The sequence below is a fragment of the Brevibacillus sp. HB1.2 genome, assembly GCF_013332495.1.
Classification (GTDB): Bacteria; Bacillota; Bacilli; order Brevibacillales; family Brevibacillaceae; genus Brevibacillus; species Brevibacillus porteri.
Map to the genome: position 1 here is coordinate 1 of NZ_JABMIU010000003.1, position 17,802 is coordinate 17,802.

General features: G+C 44.3%; 13 protein-coding genes. 7 read left to right on the plus strand and 6 right to left on the minus strand.

Annotated elements, in window-relative coordinates; all coding sequences use genetic code 11:
• Positions 1 to 72: 72 nt before the first annotated feature.
• The 6 genes from HPY28_RS08120 to HPY28_RS08145 all read right to left on the minus strand — a co-directional run bounded on the left by HPY28_RS08120 (position 73) and on the right by HPY28_RS08145 (position 8,665).
• Positions 73 to 786: a hypothetical protein gene (locus tag HPY28_RS08120; RefSeq protein WP_017250819.1), complete on the minus strand. Its 714-nt coding sequence runs from the start codon at positions 784 to 786 to the stop codon at positions 73 to 75.
• Between the two features lie 229 nt (positions 787 to 1,015).
• The gene (locus HPY28_RS08125) at positions 1,016 to 1,831 is read right to left on the minus strand and encodes a DUF4097 family beta strand repeat-containing protein (RefSeq protein WP_174225636.1); all 816 of its coding nucleotides are present in this window, start codon (positions 1,829 to 1,831) and stop codon (positions 1,016 to 1,018) included.
• Between the two features lie 1,200 nt (positions 1,832 to 3,031).
• Positions 3,032 to 3,877 carry a DegV family protein gene (locus HPY28_RS08130; RefSeq protein WP_174230367.1) on the minus strand — a complete coding sequence of 282 codons (846 nt, stop codon included), beginning with the start codon at positions 3,875 to 3,877 and terminating at the stop codon, positions 3,032 to 3,034.
• Between the two features lie 243 nt (positions 3,878 to 4,120).
• The gene (locus HPY28_RS08135) at positions 4,121 to 4,978 is read right to left on the minus strand and encodes an amidohydrolase family protein (RefSeq protein WP_017250822.1); all 858 of its coding nucleotides are present in this window, start codon (positions 4,976 to 4,978) and stop codon (positions 4,121 to 4,123) included.
• Between the two features lie 13 nt (positions 4,979 to 4,991).
• The gene (locus HPY28_RS08140) at positions 4,992 to 8,087 is read right to left on the minus strand and encodes a GNAT family N-acetyltransferase (RefSeq protein WP_174230368.1); all 3,096 of its coding nucleotides are present in this window, start codon (positions 8,085 to 8,087) and stop codon (positions 4,992 to 4,994) included.
• Positions 8,088 to 8,230: 143 nt separating this feature from the next.
• Positions 8,231 to 8,665: an exosporium protein C gene (locus HPY28_RS08145; RefSeq protein WP_174230369.1), complete on the minus strand. Its 435-nt coding sequence runs from the start codon at positions 8,663 to 8,665 to the stop codon at positions 8,231 to 8,233.
• Between the two features lie 208 nt (positions 8,666 to 8,873).
• On the opposite strand from HPY28_RS08145, the gene HPY28_RS08150 reads away from it, so the two are divergent.
• From HPY28_RS08150 to HPY28_RS08180, 7 genes are all read left to right on the plus strand, one after another.
• Complete coding sequence (locus HPY28_RS08150) at positions 8,874 to 10,070, plus strand: DUF418 domain-containing protein (protein WP_174230370.1); 1,197 nt, start codon at positions 8,874 to 8,876, stop codon at positions 10,068 to 10,070.
• Between the two features lie 164 nt (positions 10,071 to 10,234).
• A complete protein-coding gene (locus HPY28_RS08155; protein ID WP_254613083.1) occupies positions 10,235 to 11,704 on the plus strand; it encodes an S-layer homology domain-containing protein in 1,470 nt (489 codons plus the stop codon).
• Positions 11,705 to 12,044: 340 nt separating this feature from the next.
• Positions 12,045 to 13,427 carry a TraB/GumN family protein gene (locus HPY28_RS08160; RefSeq protein ID WP_174230372.1) on the plus strand — a complete coding sequence of 461 codons (1,383 nt, stop codon included), beginning with the start codon at positions 12,045 to 12,047 and terminating at the stop codon, positions 13,425 to 13,427.
• A gap of 143 nt (positions 13,428 to 13,570) precedes the next feature.
• The gene (locus tag HPY28_RS08165) at positions 13,571 to 14,074 is read left to right on the plus strand and encodes a tellurite resistance TerB family protein (RefSeq protein ID WP_017250830.1); all 504 of its coding nucleotides are present in this window, start codon (positions 13,571 to 13,573) and stop codon (positions 14,072 to 14,074) included.
• 183 nt (positions 14,075 to 14,257) lie between these two features.
• Positions 14,258 to 14,977, plus strand: a complete 720-nt coding sequence (locus tag HPY28_RS08170) for a lipoprotein BA_5634 family protein (RefSeq protein WP_174225641.1) — start codon at positions 14,258 to 14,260, stop codon at positions 14,975 to 14,977.
• Positions 14,978 to 15,003: 26 nt separating this feature from the next.
• Positions 15,004 to 15,690 (plus strand): ABC transporter ATP-binding protein, encoded by a 687-nt coding sequence (locus HPY28_RS08175; protein WP_017250832.1) that lies wholly within the window; start codon positions 15,004 to 15,006, stop codon positions 15,688 to 15,690.
• A gap of 24 nt (positions 15,691 to 15,714) precedes the next feature.
• Positions 15,715 to 17,697, plus strand: coding sequence for an ABC transporter permease (locus HPY28_RS08180; protein ID WP_174230373.1), 1,983 nt, complete (start codon positions 15,715 to 15,717; stop codon positions 17,695 to 17,697).
• The last annotated feature ends 105 nt before the right edge of the window (positions 17,698 to 17,802 follow it).

Consider the following 17,802-nt stretch of genomic DNA (forward strand, 5'->3'; position numbering starts at 1 on the left):
CGGGCAGAATAGTGTAATAACATAGAAAAGGCCCGTCCTCAAGGGGCCTTAGCATACCATCGGTTAATATTATTATTTAGTATCCAATCTAACCATAGACTTTAGTACTTTTAATAATTGCTCTGGTGTAGTTCGCCCAGTTATTATGTACCACGTTTTTCCATTATCATAAGACCAACCAGCATCCGAACGGACACCCTCATTTGTATCAATTGCTGTAATCTGTCCATTTATTGCACCATGAACTGGATTACTTCCCTTTGGTATTGTAGCCATGACACGCTTCATGATATTAATAGCATTGTTAGTATTCTCTGCCCATACTAAGTATTCCCAGCCGTTATCTTTCCAGATAAATGCTCTTTTATTAGCAGAATACTTTACATCATACCCGTTAAATTTAGTGGCTCCCTCTGGTATTTCGAACATTTCATAGGTAGAGAAAGGCTGTTTTCGGTAACTAGGAAGAGTACCTGCTGACATTGTCATTACGTCAAAAGTAAGCATTTTTGATTCCCCATCACGCACTCTTTGGCGTGATATCTCGAATAAATAATGGTCTTTACTTACTTCAAGTTTGCTTACAAATAAAGAACCAAGCTTTCGAGAAAATTCAGATGAAGCTACATAAGAAGGAACATACACAGCAACATCTACTTTTTTTAGTTCATCAACATACTGTCTATCCCAAGTAAACGGTTCGACCTCCTCGTCTTGAATAGCCACAGCAACAGAAGCAAAACCGATAAGCAATGTAACAAAGAGCAAGATAACTTTCTTCTGCATAAAGCACCTCCTTACCTATCTTTTGTGTATTGGTAAATTCTATGCGAGGTGTTTTATGAATCAAAAAGTGGATAGTCATTTGTCCAGTATTGAACTAACGGGTTTCGATAGTTCAATGAGTCAGTCTAAAACTCTATTATAAATGAACATCTGTCCGTTGATCTAAAAATGGATGCTAACAATACCAGGCCTGATCATGATTATGGCAAGCCTGGTACGATGATGACACTTAATTTTTGAATAGAATTTCGCCCACCTGTGTGGAAATGTTGAGCGTTGCATTCTCGGATTGAGCCTCACCTACATATCCATGGAGTTCTTTGGAAACAACCGATGTGGTATTTGTTGCTTTTTCAAGATTAACTTGATTATCAATATTCCCCATTTCTGTTGATAGATTTACATATAGAGGTGCTAATTGATCCGGTAGAGCGAATTCGACGTTTCCAAGGTTAGTAGATATGTTACTGCTTTCCTTGCCAATTACATCCGTTACGGTGATGTTGCCAGCATTGCTGCTCACATTTAAATGTTGGACCGACAATTCTGACTCAATGAAGATGTTGCCAACTTCATTATCTATCTCAAGGGATTTGAAGTCTTTATAAGGAAGATGGATCGTTAAGGATGGCAATGGCTCCGTATTTATGAACTTCTTTTGTTCCTGTTTAAGCATAATCTGTAATGTTCCATCTTGGATCGACGTAGTCACGTTGGTATCCATTCCTTTTGAATTGCCCTTGGATAATTCCCATTCTGCTTGATTGATTTGTTTGTCTCCTATGACTTTAACTATAGCAGCGTTACTCTGAATTTTTAGGGAATGAATGTTAGTTACATCTATTTGAGAAATATCCCCATTTACTGCATTCGAGACATTCTTAATGTCCGATGTTTCTGAATTTGCAATTGTGTTCGTCGGTATAGTAGCGTTTTGCTGGGACGAACTTTGTGTACTAGTGACGGAGGATTCCTTCGTACATCCAGCGATTCCGATACTGGCAGCGGCCAGGAGAATCATTGCTAACTTCATGTTGTTGTTCAAACGTTTATCTTCCTTTCTTCTGCATATGCTAAACAGATCGTCATTTCAAATTACGTGATCCGTTTGTACATTAATCGTACAGTGGTCAGAAAGATTTGGTAACGGACTTTGGCTTGAATAAGAACTGGACTTAAGTCTAGAAAGAGCCTCCGCCTTTAAACCTAGAGGCACATGATGAATCGAATACTCGGTATACTCATAGAGTTATGCTATGAATTGCAAATTGTAAGACTAGGAACGGGTGAATTTACCACTAAAAGGACAGCTCGTATGGCAATATGATTAATCATCGTATTTCTAACGATTCCCGTTAGCAACTTTAAGCAACTTCATGAGGTTAGCCAACAGAACGTTGTCTAAAATCGGCTACTGAATTAACTTAACGGCAGGTAACTATAAGCGCCATTAATAGTTCAATGGAGCAAGAAGGTTGAAGAGGAGTGGGATATTGAATGTGGAATATTTTAAATATTCCTTTTAAATTCTATGTATAGCCATTTTATTTCTAACCGCTATGTCTATTATTTATTCGATTAATAGCCTGGTTGCTTCTTCTGAAACGAAGCCATACATACCTGTTGAAACGAAGCCATACATACCTGTTGAAACGAGAACTTACACTGTAAACCAGCAAAGAAATAATGATCAGTCTACTTTTGAATACGATGATGATGTTAAACGTTCATGGTCCATAAGGTATAGACCGACTTAACTATGGCTAGTAAGTACCTATTTTTTTGACAAAGTAATCGATCCAAACGGAACCATTTCTAAAGATGTTTCAGGGGTAACGCTCAGAGAAATCGAGTCGCCCTGAAACAACTCACAGAGAAAAGAAAAGGAAGTCGCGCGTATACGCCACTTCCTTTTAAATCGGGAGATCCCGCAGTGTGGTACACGCATAAAAAGGCAACATTAATTCCCCTTGCTTTTATTATAAAGTGCACAAAAAAATAATGAGTTTCGTTCAACCAACGTGATCGATAGCGTAATAAAACAGCGGCGAATCTAAGACTTTTTTTCAGGTCTTAGGTCGCTGCTGTTTTATTATTCGGGTTCAGTCTAAAACTAATTTTTCTGAGTCTGGAGATTTTTTTATCCAAGAACTACATAGAGTCAACAACTCCAGTCTATTACATTATTTTCAACGAACAGCTCTTTGCCGAAAAAATCGGCATGTGAGACTGCTCCATTTAACTCTTACTCATTCCGCCAAGCCAACGCCAGCGTCCCCATCCCAGCATGCGCCCCAATCGTGGAACTGATCGGTCCAACCAACACCTCGACATCGGAGTACTTGCTCTGAATTTTCTCTTTCAGTTCCAGCGCTTTGTCCAAGACGTTGCCATGCAAAATCTGCACGTGCTTCACGGTGTAAGTCTGCTTGGCTTTCTCCAGCTGTTCCAGCATACGCTTGATCGCTTTGCCTTCGGTACGAACCTTTTCATATACTCCAAACAGCCCATCTTTAATTTGGAAAATCGGCTTGATCTGAAGCAGATTGCCGATAAAATATTGCAAACCGGTCATTCGGCCGCCCTTGTAAAACTGGTCGAGACTGCCAACCAGGATATAGTTCTCAAACTTTTTGTATTCCTCACGCAAGGAAGCCGCAATCTCCTGATAGCCTTTTCCTTCTTTGGCTTGCTCGATTCCGTTTAAGATGATCGAGGTAATCGGGTACGACATCAGCTTGGAATCTACCGGCTCGACAGGGAAGTCTACCATCTTGGCTGCCATTACACTAGTATTGTAGGTCCCACTCAGATCAGAGGAGAGGTGGACAGCAATCGCGCATTCATACTCTTCCTTTAATCGTTCGTAGAGCGTCACAAATTTTCCTAAGGAAGGCTGTGACGTTTTGGGAGCATAACTGGCCTGCACAATTTTTTGATAAAGCTGTTCAGGTGCTAAATCAATGCCGTCTTCAAAAGTGCCATCTTCAAAGATAATCTCCAGTGGAACGACGTAGATATCATGCTCTTCCAGAATGTGATCAGGTATGAGTGCGGTACTGTCTGTAACCCAGGCAATTTTTTTCTTCAAGGAAACATGTCCTCCCCCATTAAAATGCGTGTTCTATCTTTACTAGCGAAAGCTTCATGGTTGTTCGTTACGGATGTTGTATAAGCAAACTCGCATATTCTATCATAATACGAAAACTGTCGTTTTTTGTCGCAAATAGAAGGAGTTTTATTGAACAAATGAGAGGAGATTAATGGGGAAGAGGGCACAGACAAGAAAAATCCCATGCTTCTTCGAGGGGAAGAGACATGGGATTTGTATCGTCTATTCAACTAACGGCTTGATTTTGGGAAACACCTTCAATGCTGTCTTGTAAAACACATCCTCGTGATATTCCGCTGGGATTAGCTCCTGTACAAATTGGATATACGGCTTCACTGGCGCCAGCGGCCAGTCTGTCCCGAACAAAAATTTGTCGTAATGATCACAATAGGTGATCGCGTGTCGTAGATGAGAGAAGAAGAGAGGGGAGTCCGCGAGTCGCTTGCAATTGGCTGCGTCACCGACCATTAAGCCGGAGAGATCTGCAAACATGTTGCGGTTTTTATAAACGACTTCTGCCCCATCGAGTACCCACGGATCGCCAAAATGTGCCATCATGAAATGAACGTCTCGATGCTTCACAGCCACCTCGTCCAGTGTGAGAGGGTGGGAGTATTTTAAGAGCCCACGCTCCGAGTACGTATCGCCGGTGTGAAAGACGACAGGTACCTGATATTTGGCTGCGAGCGCATAGACGGGATCGTAGACGCTATCGTAGGCGTAGAAGGGATAGTAGCCCAGATAGATTTTCAACCCGACCACGTTGGGCTTTTGCAGGTCAGCTTCCAAGCGTGCCACTGCCGTTTCATCCATCTTGAATGGGTTGATTCCCAGACAATAGACGAACTGTGGTGGCAGCTCGTCTGTCAGGTCTAGTCCCATGGGAGTGACAGCTTCCACATCGGGAAAGCCGTCTGGCTGAGTCTCTGTCAAGCCCATGCCTATCCCAAGGACCACGCCATTCTCTGCATATTCTTGCAAGAGACCAGCGACGGAGTAATCGACAAACGACTTTTCTGCCGCTGTCCGCTTGAATTCCTCGATATGGGATAAATGCATGTGCGCATCAATGATTTTCATTAGAAGCCCTCCCTTATTTGGCAAAGCGTATCGTCCGTAAGTCAGATAAGGCATTGGAAGGAAGCGTGTTGTCGGCAAACAGGAAAAAGACAGGCGGAGTAAAGGTAGAGCTGTTGTTTGGCAGATTCAGTTCGCGTATGACAGAAGCTACGGCGACTTCCTTGTTTGCGTATACTTGGAGGTCCGCAGTATCGAGGTCAGTAACGATATGCATCTGATCGTTGCTGGATGCTCGCCCGAGGACATAATCGGAAACTTCAAGGACATCCAATTCACCTTGTGCCAGCTTGTAGCTGAGCTCCTCACCATTCGTACCAATAGTTTTCAGCCATACCGCCTCTTCCTCGGTTCCTGGCTGCAAAAAGATGTCAGTGGCTAATTCTTTGCCAGCAAAGTACGTTCCAGTATTTTGTTCGATCTCTACTGTATGGCAGAGGACAGGTACTCCTGGTAGCAGCAAGTAATACTGATGGCAAGTCAACCCGCGATACTTCTCCTGCTTTTTCACATGGTAGCTCACCTTGATTCCCTGCCACGCATTTTGCTTGTTGTCGATTAGCTCGACAAAGGAAGCCGTCCGCTCTTCCTTAACCAGTGAAAACGCGCTTAACTCCTCCATATAGTTGCCGATTCCACCAGTCCACGGATTCCACCAAGATTTCGGCTTCCGCTCAGGGAAGGCGCTGTCCAGCCACTCCTGCCCATTGCTTGTAAGCGAGTAGAGCGTCGGAGCAAAATCTGGAGCGGCTTTGATCCGCAATCGTCCATTGTCCGCGATATAGACCTGCTGTCCTTCTTCCACTGTTTGCTCCTGTATGACCTTGCCTTGACCGATTGGGAAAATCGCGCTCTGCAAATGCGACACATGCGTGGCAAAACGTCCCTCTACTTGCACGAGGTCAAATGGTTTTTCCGGCGTCTTGAAAGAGAAGCCAGATTCCGTCTCTTCCTCATCTTCTGTAAAGCTCTGCGCTTGTTCGGAAGCTGACTCGCTCAAAAGGGATGCGATCAGTTCTCCGTCCAAATATTGTTGCTTGTATTCTTTCACCTGTACATCCAGTTCCTTGCTTGTGACAAAAGGATTTTGCCCATTAGCGCTCAACTCTAGATGAGAGCTCAAGGTCAGGTCTGCTGGCATAGGTTCTTTACGGGCAAAGGCACGGAACTCTTTCCAGTCAGCATAGCCCCCATGTGAGAAGTGGAAGGGACCAAACGATTTTTTTTCATGTGGAGCAAGCATGCCGAGATTGGTTTCGAGTGTGACATACCAGCCTTGAATATCAAAACGGTATTCAGGAGGCCAGCACATTCCCCAGGGGGCCGTTTCATCCTGTGTAAATAGCCAGTTTTCACTGACTAACTCTGCATCCCAATAATCCATATCGCTGCCATAGGAGGATGGTGTTTCAACATAACGGCCTTGATACGGCACAATCGGGCGATGAAAACTGTGACTAAATCCTTGGTTAAGCCAAAGCTCAGTAGTCAGCTTGTCAGCAGAGTGGTTTTCTATCTCCAATCCGTGTTCAACGGTACCATCTCCGAACAGGAGCGTTTTGCTAACCAGGGCAATTTGCGGGTATGCCCCGGAGCGATACGTTGCATGGATGCCGATTGCTCCCTTTTCCACGATAAACGCAACATTCTCGGCACGCTTCTTCGAGAACTCGCTAGAAAACGGTTTGCCGAGCTTGGGATAGAGGAAGTTGGTTGGCTCCCCACCTGTCCCGCCGACAACGGTCATCTCATTATCTTCTTTGTTCAAGTAGAGCGTATGGCGGCCATGGTGAACTTGCCAAGCCTGTTCCGTTTCTCCAGACACCATCGCACCAAGTCCCGTAAAGGCAGCTCCGATTTTTTTGGCAAAAGAAACCGATCTGCCATCTGCGAGCTTTGCCTCCACCTGTACGCTGGCTTCGTAAAAGCCGTGTTCATACAGGTCAGCGTTAAGCGGAAGCGAAATGCGCTCTTTGCCAGATAGTTTCAAAGTGTGGCGTTGCTCTTGTAAGCCAAAAAAAGAACAAACGGGCAGCTCGAATGAAAATTCCGCTTCATCCGTAAAGTTGTTTTCCACGTCCAAATAAAACAGCTTTGTCTGTCCCGGATAGGAGAGGCCAGGTACATGCAAGGAAAGGGTAGCAGGAAACTTGGGAAGGATTCCTACCTCAAATAGCGCTGCCTTGCCGTTAATCAGTAGCTGGGTACAAACACGCGGATGCGTGCGCCAGATGCTTTGCTCTTCTGTGATTGGATCGACAAAAAAGGTAGCTGACAGCGTCGTTTCACCTGTCACAGCCAGCTCGTGCTGATAATCAAAGCGGATCGTGTCGCTCGGTTGCCCGTTTAACGAAATCTGTAACGGCTTGCCTGATTTGTTGACGATCCGGTAGTGAATTTGATACTCCCGTCCAAAGACCAGCTCCAGCTTTTCTGCTTCGGCAGACACGAGATAATCCTCCGTCTCGATGAGGCGCATGCCTCGCCCCCGCCGCTCAAACTCCACGTGCAAGCTCTTTTCTCCTTTTGCCCAGGAGTATGTGAAGTAATCAAAGCCGTTTTCCTTGCGTCCATCTGGCTCTACAACGATCTCCCGCGTGGAGTCCTGATACCAGTCAAGCTCCTCAAAATAGTGGGCGATCGCTTCGGTACGGAGCACAGAAGGAATCATGTTCATCAGATGGGTGGCGTCGTCCCGGTCTTCCCAGAAAAAGCCGAACTTCTTATACAACGGAACAGCCTTCGTGTTTCCTGCCCACGTATACAGATCAAGTCGCGGCCAGCCCAGCTCAATCGTTTTCTCCAGTGCGCATGAAAGCAGCATCCGGCCGACTTTTTTTCCATGATAGTCGGGACGTACATTGAGCAACGGGATGTAGAGGGCACCGGTATCTTCCCGATATTCGGCCAGGCTGCAATAACCAACGACCGTTTCACCTTCCATAGCGAGATAGACGGTGATAGCGTCAGAGGCTGCTTCTTCTTGTCTAATTTGTTCCGCTGTCGTAATCGAATTTCCGCCTCCCCAGCTATCTCGGCTGGCATTCCACATATCTGCGACCGCTGCGGCCAGCTCAGGGCGGTAGGTGACAATTGAGATTGATGCTTCCATGCTTGTTAACACCTCGATTACATTGTTAAATTATGTATCTTCTAAGAGTTGTACGTTTGATCGACAGAATTGTTGCTAGTTTTCGGAAAAAGAATCAGCGCATGTGCAAAAAAAGCACCTTATTCAGGTGCTTTTTAACGCATTCAGGTTCTCGTTCTCGTTTTTACTGCGAGTCCACTAAACGTAACAGGCCCAACAACATCAGCTCTGGTATTTGCCGTTCGGTTTTCTGCGGTTACTGTGTAAATATGGGTACCAGCTCTTACATTTCGATCGATTGCCTGAAAGGTGACAGCATAGTTTTGTTCAGAACCAGTAGATTCAATACCTTGGAGGGTGTTGAAAATCTCTCTACCATCACGAAATATACGGAAGAGGATTTGCGCAATACCGGTAATCCCCCGAACACCAACCGTAGCAACTAATTCAACACGATTCGGTTGGGAATGCCTAGATGGGATTCTGATTCGGATAGTGGCGAGGCGAGACCTTCCTGGCGAGCGTCTGATGGTAAAGGAATTTGCCAAGTTGAATCGACGGCGTGGCTGAACGGCTGCTTTATCGAGAATACGTACCAATAATATCACCCCCTTTTTACTTTGATACCTCAAATTATGTTGGACAATGGGGGAGTGATTGGACGAGTTCACGATACTATTCAAAATTAAGTCATCTATCTTTGTTTGGGTAAACAATAGAAAAGGGATGTAAAATTAAGGTAACGATAAGGTGCCCTTTAGAAGCCATTAAGCTTAGCTCGATACAATCAGGCATGAGGTGATAGTCATGGAGCTAAAAGAGAACCGCGTCCGAATTATCGATGGCTTGCGGGGATTTAGTTTAGTAGGGATTTTGATGGCGAATATGCTGATTTTCCAGTATGGGATTTGGGGAAGCCAAGAAATGGATTTATACGCCCTCCCTGATTATGAAATGACAGCTTATAAGCTTGTGAAAATATTTGTGGAAGGCAGCTTTATGCCGATTTTTACCTTCATGTTTGGTTTTGGCATGATCAAGATGCAGCAAAGCTTGGCCGCCAAAGGTTTGAAGCAAAAACGCTACCTTACCCGCAGATTTTTGATGCTGATCGGACTTGGTCTCCTTCATTCGTACTTCCTATGGGAAGGGGATATCTTGGGGTTTTATGGCATGATGGGCTTCTTTCTGTTGCTGTTCATGAACCGTAAACCGAAAACTCTGCTCATTTGGGGGATTGTCTTACTCTGCCTCATCAGCTTAATGGGGCTTGCTCCAGATGATCCGAATGATCCTACGAGTATTACCGATTCTGCCCGTATGGAAGCTTATGTCGTCAAAACCATGACCGTCTATGGCACGGGCACATACGAGGAAATCGTACATCACAGAAGCAGTGAAGATCCGCTTGGTTTGCCAGAATACATGATGGTTGCTTTATTGTTGATGGCGCCGCTTATGAGCGCACCCATGTTCCTTTTTGGGATGTATGCTGCGAAGCGCAGGTGGTTCGAGAAGCCAGAGGAAGAACGAACCTCGTATCTCCGAAACATGCTGATCTTCTTGCCAGCGGGACTTTTGTTAAAAGCGCTGCATGTGTATCTGCCGGGAACTTGGTGGAGTGGCGTCGGTGAGATATCGGGGGGGACCATCCTTGCCATCGGTTACATTTTCGCCTTTGTTTGGTTCTTTTCCAGAAGTACGAAATCAACTTGGCTGCCAAGATTTCAAGCCGTGGGTAAACTCTCCTTAACGAATTACCTTTTGCAAACCGTCATTTGTACGACGATCTTCTATGGCTATGGACTCGGATGGTTCGGAAAGATCGGGGTATTGGCTGGCTGCGGATTAGCGATTGTGATTTATGCGGGACAGCTGTTCATAAGCCCATTGTATCTAAAGCGGTTCCGTTATGGCCCAGTGGAACGACTACTGCGGATGTGGACGAATTTTTCAATCTCCGGCCAGACAAAGCAACGCCCGGAAAAACCTATTTCTGCTTAGCACCAGAGAATAAAAACCAAGCAGCTGCTCTATGGGCTACTTGGTTTTTTGTTTGATTGTTGGCCTCCTAAAAATATGAATCCTCTGATCGGTCTCCATCATATAATGTAAACGATTGGAAAAAGATGATCAGATGGGTCATCGTAAAGAACGGAGGATGGGAATTGGGACGTTTTCCAAGAGCAGTAACGAGTCTTGTTTTCTTTAGCCTCTTTTGCTTGATCTTCCAAGCATCCATATTCGTGCCTGTAAGCCAAGCAGCAAGTGAAGAGGAAACACCTGCCGCGGTAGAATCCACTGTAGATCTTCGCCACTTACAAGGAAAAGTCAATGAAATTAACGCCGAGAATTTAATCCAGGAAAAATATACGCCCGACAGTTGGAGCAAGCTGGTGTATGCGTTGGATGGTGCAAAAGCCGTACTGACGAAGCCAAACACCACCCAAGCAGAAATCGATGGTGCCTTGTCCGTGTTAGTCCTAGCAAGAGAAGGGCTGAAGAAGCAGGAAGGTACAATCGACAAGAGTAAACTGCAAACGAAAGTAGAGGAAATTGCAGTGGAAAAGCTGCAAGAAAAAGATTACACGAGGGACAGTTGGAAAGAGTTGCAGAATCGACTAGGGAATGCTTACTTTGTGCTGGATGATCCGCATGCGAGCCAGCTTGTCGTAGATGTTGCCCTGGAGAAACTGATCAAAGCGAGACAAGATTTGAAGAGACAAGATGACGCTGTCTATAAAAGAGAGCTGAGGGCCAAAGCGAGAGAGATCGAGGACAAAGACTTGGATGAAGACGACTACACCAGATCGAGCTGGCGCAAATTGGAGGATGCGCTTGAACAAGCGTGGGATGTCATTGACGATCCACATGCTACGCAGTCTGAAGTAGATGATGCTCTGTACGATTTGAGAAAAGCATGGAGAAATCTAGAGGATGATGATCGAGACAGAGACCGGGATCGGGATAAAGACAGTAGAAAGGGTTCCTATACCACGCCGACAACCATCTTTTTCACTGGTGGTAGCCCTGCAGATAAGAAAGTGGTTCTCCCTGCAACCAATATAAAAAGTAAGAGCCAACGTGGCTATATGAATGGCTATCCTGACGGAACGTTTCAACCGGATCGTACAGTGACACGTGCGGAGATGGCTGCCATTTTACTGAACGCTGGAATGGTGAGCCAGTCTTCTGCGAATAAGGGAAGGTTCTTCGATGTAGCCGACAACTACTGGGCAGTAAATTCGATTCATCAAGCAAGTGCAGCGGGTATGATGAGCGGCTACCCAGATGGCACATTCCGTCCATCGGCCAACATTACCCGAGCGGAAATAGCCGCGGTCATCTATAAGTACAAGGCCTTGCAAGGTGCGGGAGGGGGCACTGCCTTTTTTGATGTGAGGGGAGATCACTGGTCATCTCCAATCATTGCAGCGGTTGTTGCCAAAGGCTACATGACAGGTTATCCCGACGGCACCTTCCAGCCAGAGAAAGCGCTGACTCGTGCCGAAGCTGTAACCATTCTCAATCGCGTGCTGAATCGCGTGCCGCAGAACCAAGCTGGCCTGCAAAGATGGCCGGATGTTGCACCTGGTTATTGGGCGTATAAAGAAATTGAAGAAGCATCCGTTCAATAACGATTTCGAAAAAGGACTCACCCTCCTGTAAATAAGAGGGTGAGTTTTTTATAATCCTGACACACATGATGTCAGGATTCGTGCATTATGTCTGCTGCTCATGGTCATATTTGCTCCGCTAACAATGCGTCTGTATTTGACCAAACCGAATCGATAACTTGCGGATTCATTGCGAAAGCGTCGACGATAATGTCGATGCTTTTTATGTATAGTGAAAATGGTTGCATTTTCTATTCTTTTCTATCATTCGGTTATCTCTTCCAGAAAAATGTGGTATAATCTACCACTAAGATAGAATGGCATAAAATCATTCAGCTTAGAATCGAGAGGAGAAAGTTTCATGAAACTAAACAAACGCTGGAGCAAGCTGACTCGCTGGGCGGGTACAGGTGCACTCAGTTTGGCGCTTTTGCTCGGGTATGTGCTTCCAGTCCACGGGCAGACACCCGCAGCTCTCCCAATCAGCCCTTGGTCGGTAACAACGCTGAACGAAGGGGAGAAATACGGAATTTTTCCGTTGGAGTGGTATCAAGAGAGTTCTTTTCAGCAATCCATTCCTGCTGACAAATTTATTACCTTGATGGAGGGGACAGCGAAAAAGCTGGATCTTCTGGGAATGAAGAAAAAGAACGCTTCCTTATCCTTTCCGACTGATAAGGTCATTACGAGAGAAGCAGTCATTACTTCTTTATACAAACTCTTGGCGAACTACGAACTGCCAGCAGCATTCGAAATGACCGGGGATAACCCGATTGATTATATGAAGAAAAAAGGCTTGGTCAAAGGGACAAGCGCTGGTCTCGAGCTGAATCAGCCAAGCACGGTTGAACAAGCAACGGTGATGGCCAGCCGACTGGTCGAGTTCGTATACGATACGGTGGGCGGCGGTGCCGAAGGTCTCATGTGGAAAGTGACCAACGGCAAAAACACCATGTACTTGCTTGGCTCGATTCACATGGGGATCGCAGATATGTACCCGATGCAAAAAGACATCCGGGAAGCGTATGAAGAGTCGGATGAACTGTGGGTGGAAGCCGATATTATCAACGGTGACACTGATTATATGACACAAAAAATGGTATACACCGATGGCACGACACTGAAGGATCATGTATCCGCTGAGACGTATCAAAAGGTGCAAAAATTGCTTGCAAAGCTGCAACTGCCAGCCAATTCTTTTGACGTTTACAAGCCGTTTGCTGTTTCCTTGTCTGTGCCAACGCTTGGCTACGTGGACGGCGAAACGGATCTTCAGTTCGCAATGCTATCCGGCATCGACAGGTACTTCCTGACGAAGGCGATGCTGGATGAGAAGCCGATCAACGAGCTGGAAGGTATTAAGCTGCAAGCGGACTTGCTGTCAGGTGTTCCTGCAGAGCAGCAGGAGAAAGAATTGAACATCATGTTAGATAGTGTTATGGCCGAAAAAGGGCTGGAAGAAAGCACAAAACTCTTAAAAGACATGCAGACAGAATGGGTAGAAGGCGATCTGAATGGATTTACCCAAATCATGACGACGCATGGCGATTTCGGTGAAGGCGAAGTGAATCAGCGTCTGCTCGGTGAGCGAGACAAAAACATGGCTATTAAACTCGCAGAAGTGTTGGAGAAAAAAGGGGAAACGACTTCTTTTGTCGTGGTCGGTGCTGCCCACTTCTCGATGAAAGGCATGGTTATCGATCACTTGAGGGCAAAAGGCTATGACGTGCAGCAATTGAAATAAGAGAGAGAAAAGGAAGTGTCGGCGCAGGCTGGCACTTCCTTTCCTTGTTTTCCAGAAAAATTGCTTACCCAGACAAGTGTTGCTAACATTATCCAGCGGATAGTAAAATTATACTATCTAGGCATACATAGGAGGTATTTTGCGTGGGCTTGTTTGATATGTTTAAGACAGACAAAGGGGAAGAAATGACCCCTCATTTTGGATTCGCATGCTCCTTGCTCTACATGATGAAATCGGATGGAGAAATGGACCACGAGGAAATCGGTCAATTGCTCGCTGTATTAGGCGGTGAAGAAAGCAACGGCGTGATTGGTGTAGGTGCTAATAACAGACAGTTGCTCGAAAACGCAATGAAATATACACGCAATAACTCTATCGAGAAATTCCTGGGCGAAGTAACTCCATTGCTCACGGATGCTCAAAAAATGTGCATCCTGGTTAACCTGATCGATTCCTCCCTGGCAGATGGCCAACCTGAGCGTGAAGAGCAAGAGCTGTTTGGCAAGTTCTTGACTGCATTTGGTATTTCGGAAGATCGATTCCGTCCATTCTTTGAAGTAATCGTGTTGAAAAATGACCGTGGTGTGTTCGTGAATCAAAACCATCCTAAGAACCAACCAGGTTACAGAGTGACGCTTCCTGTTTAATCTTTGATACGAATGTAAAGAGGCTGTCCCAAAAGTCATGAACAATGACTGAGGGACAGCCTTTTCATTTGATTTCTTACTAAAATGTAAGAGAGAGGGCGAAATCGTTAGATAGGAGTCATTCATTTGCATGAGAGTCTCGTCTATAATCCAGACATAAATCATTTTCAAGGAGATGTTCAGATGAAAAAAATAATAGGATTCGTGTTGGTTATCGCTCTTTTTGTAGGCATAGGGTTTGGCGTAAAACGATATGTAGAAGGTCCATCGCAACCGGTCAATGGAGTTCTCGTTATCGGCACAGAGAAAGATACGAATAAGGTCAAAGAGTTGTATAAAGATAACACCAAACAAACAAGCGACTACAAACTGAAATTGGTTACAACAACAAAAATCACGAAATTGACAGAGCAAGATCAGAAGGAAACGGGTCAAGAATTTGATAGCCGAGATATTAAGTATTCGGTTGTGAATCGATCTACAGCTGAGCAATTCGTCAAGAAGGGGATTCTCAGAGCCAGACAAGATCCAAGAAGCACGTCTATTATTTCAGACCCTGTTACCAGCATCAAAGAATTATCGAATGGTCAAAATCTGTTTTACTCTATAAGTGATGCAGACATGAAGAATAACCAAATCGATTTGAACGGTCAGATGGTACCTGTAGCGTATGTGAACCATCAAATGTGGATTGGGTATATACCACAAGCGGATCTTGTTATTGTTGACGACAAAACTTACAACCAATTAACTGAAGCAGAGTCAACGCTCTCCTTGATCCAGTTTGGAAATGGCGGCTTCGATTATAAGAATAAAGATAACGTGAACCAGGTCTTACAGGAAATCGGGAACGTTTATGCAGATAGCGAAAACAAAGTAAATTTTGTAGATGTACAAGATTGAGTTTGAGTGATGAGAGGATGAGCTGTATGGAAGTTGTACGGATGGAAAACGTAGTAAAAAGTTATGGGGAAGGCAACAACAGGGTAGATGCGTTAAAAGGGATTGACCTTTCTATTCAGCAAGGAGAGTTTGTCTCAATCGTAGGTGTTTCCGGCTCTGGAAAAAGTACACTGCTGCATATTTTAGGAGGGTTGGATCGGCCAAGTTCAGGGCAAGTATTTATTGGGGACCATAATCTTTATGATTATACAGATGATGAGCTTTCGATATTCAGAAGAAGAAAAGTCGGGTTTATTTTTCAGTTCTTTAATTTGATTCCCGTATTGAATGTCCAGGAAAATATCGCGTTGCCCATGTTATTGGATGACGAACCGATCGATATGACGTATTTGGATGAAATTATTGAAATCCTGGGGCTCCATGAACGAAAAGACCACTTGCCTTCCGAACTATCGGGCGGCCAACAGCAACGAGTTTCCATAGGCAGGGCCTTAATTAATCGGCCGCATTTGATTCTGGCGGATGAACCCACAGGTAATTTGGATACGCGAAATACGAAGGAAGTCATGGATTTATTAAGATTGACTGCAAAAAAATACAATCAAACCATCGTATTGATTACGCACGATCTTACTATTGCATCGGCTTCTGACCGTGTTATTACGATAGAAGACGGTGCGATCATTTCAGATCAACGGCTTGCTGCGAATTAGCCAAAAGACTGGAGGTGAATGATTTTGATCAGCAGTTATAAACAATTAAGCAGCAAGTATTTAAAAGGGAATATAAAACGAACCATTTTGACCTTGGTCGGAATCATACTCTCTGTAGCGTTAATTTCCACGATCGGCCTTTTTATGAAAGGATCACAAATCTCCCAAATTGAGAACATTAAAAAGATAAACGGGCATTCTTTTCATGTCGGTATTTCCAATTACGATAATGCGTTATTAAATAAAATCAAATATAATCCCCAGATTAAATCGTTTGGTTTGATGTCTCAAGGCAACATTGTTCCAGTTGGAGAAGTTTCGGTGCAAATGAATTTCGCCGATCATCGCGCCTTGGAGTTTTTAACGTACAGCCTCGCTGATGGTAAATTACCAACCAATGATCAGGAAGCAGTTGTTGATTCATGGGTGCTTCCTTCTATAAAAAATGGTCTTCAGATCGGCGACTCATTTGAATTGGATGGTAAAACCTATCAACTGGTTGGGTTGCTGGATAATCGCGCGTTCACTCAGAAGAATAAAGAGGGCCGTTTCTTAACCTATAAACGTGATTTCGCTATTGGCGAAGGCAGGATTTTACTCGAAATAAACGAGAAAGCGGACTTTCAAGAGGTTGTAGAGGAAATAAAATCACTTACGCAAGACGAGAATATTGTGATCAATGACGAATTGATCAAAGTTTTGAAACCGGGATCGAACCAATCGATTTTCGCCATGCTCGTCATCGTCGTCAGTATTGTTGTGATCGCGACGGTTGTTGTGATTTACAATGCTTTTCAAATCAGCGTTGTAGAGCGGATGAAGCAATTCGGCTTGCTCCGAAGCATCGGTGCTACACGAAAGCAAATTAGACAAATCGTGATGAGAGAAGCAGCAGTGATGGCTGTCATCGCCATACCGATTGGGCTAGTATGCAGCATATTAGCGGTTGCTGCTCTCCAATTCATCTTCTCGATCCTTTTAGAAGATAGTGAAGGTGTTTCTTTTTTTCATATCGATTGGCAGATTTTATTCATCAGTTCGATCATTACCCTGACGGCCGTATTAGGGTCCAGTTATTACCCGGCTTTTTTTGCTGGCAGAATATCCCCTTTGCTGGCAATCAGCAGCAGGTTATCCATTAAGAAAGAGGCGATCAAAAAACATAACAAAGACGTGTTGAAAAAGCCTTTCTCTTTTCCTTTGAGCCTGGCCTTGAAAAATGTCAAAAGAAATAAAAATCGGTATTCCATTACGATTCTATCCATCATTATATCCAGCGTATTGTTTATTACTTTCTCGTCTTTGATGGATATCGCCTTTGCATCCAAGTATGTGAAAGATTTATCCGCTACATCGGATCTGACCATCTATCTGGAACAGGATAAAGAGGATTCTTCCGTAGAAAGACAGCAAATTTTGGAGCGATTGAAGTGGCTTGAAAATATATCCGAAGTGAAGGAACAGGACTACCGTTTTGAAATCAATTTGAAGGATGCAACTCAGTCTTCTGCTACTGTTGCTGACATCAAGCAGACTGTCGGAATCAAACACTCCATTACTATTGCGAATCACATGGATGAGAATAAAGTAAAGAGGGATTCTGAGCTGGTAATAAAAGTGCTGGTCTATAGTTTCATTGCGGTCATTTCTTTGATTGGCAGTCTCAATATCCTCAATACGATTACGATCAGCATTATCATCAGGCGAAAAGAATTGGCTGCGTTAAAATCCATAGGCATGTCACAAAGGGATTTGAAAAAAATGATCATCTATGAAGCGCTGATTTACGGTTTTTCGGGAAGTTTGCAAGGGATCTTTTTCGGTTGTATACTTTCTTATATTATCTATTTGGCTGTTTCTGGTATCGTGAGGATCGAATGGATGATCCCCTATGAAGCTTGTATCATTACATTTGTTTCCGCTTTGTTCATCAGTTTTTTAGCGGTTCTAATCCCACTGAGAAAAATTCAAAAAGATAATATTATCGATATTATCAGGGAACAATAATAAAAAACGGTCATGACTGTTTTGCTGACCGCAAGCGGTCACACCCACTTTTTATGAAAAGCGTTGAGACGTTTTTCACAGAAAAAGGCCTGGCTATTTGATAGT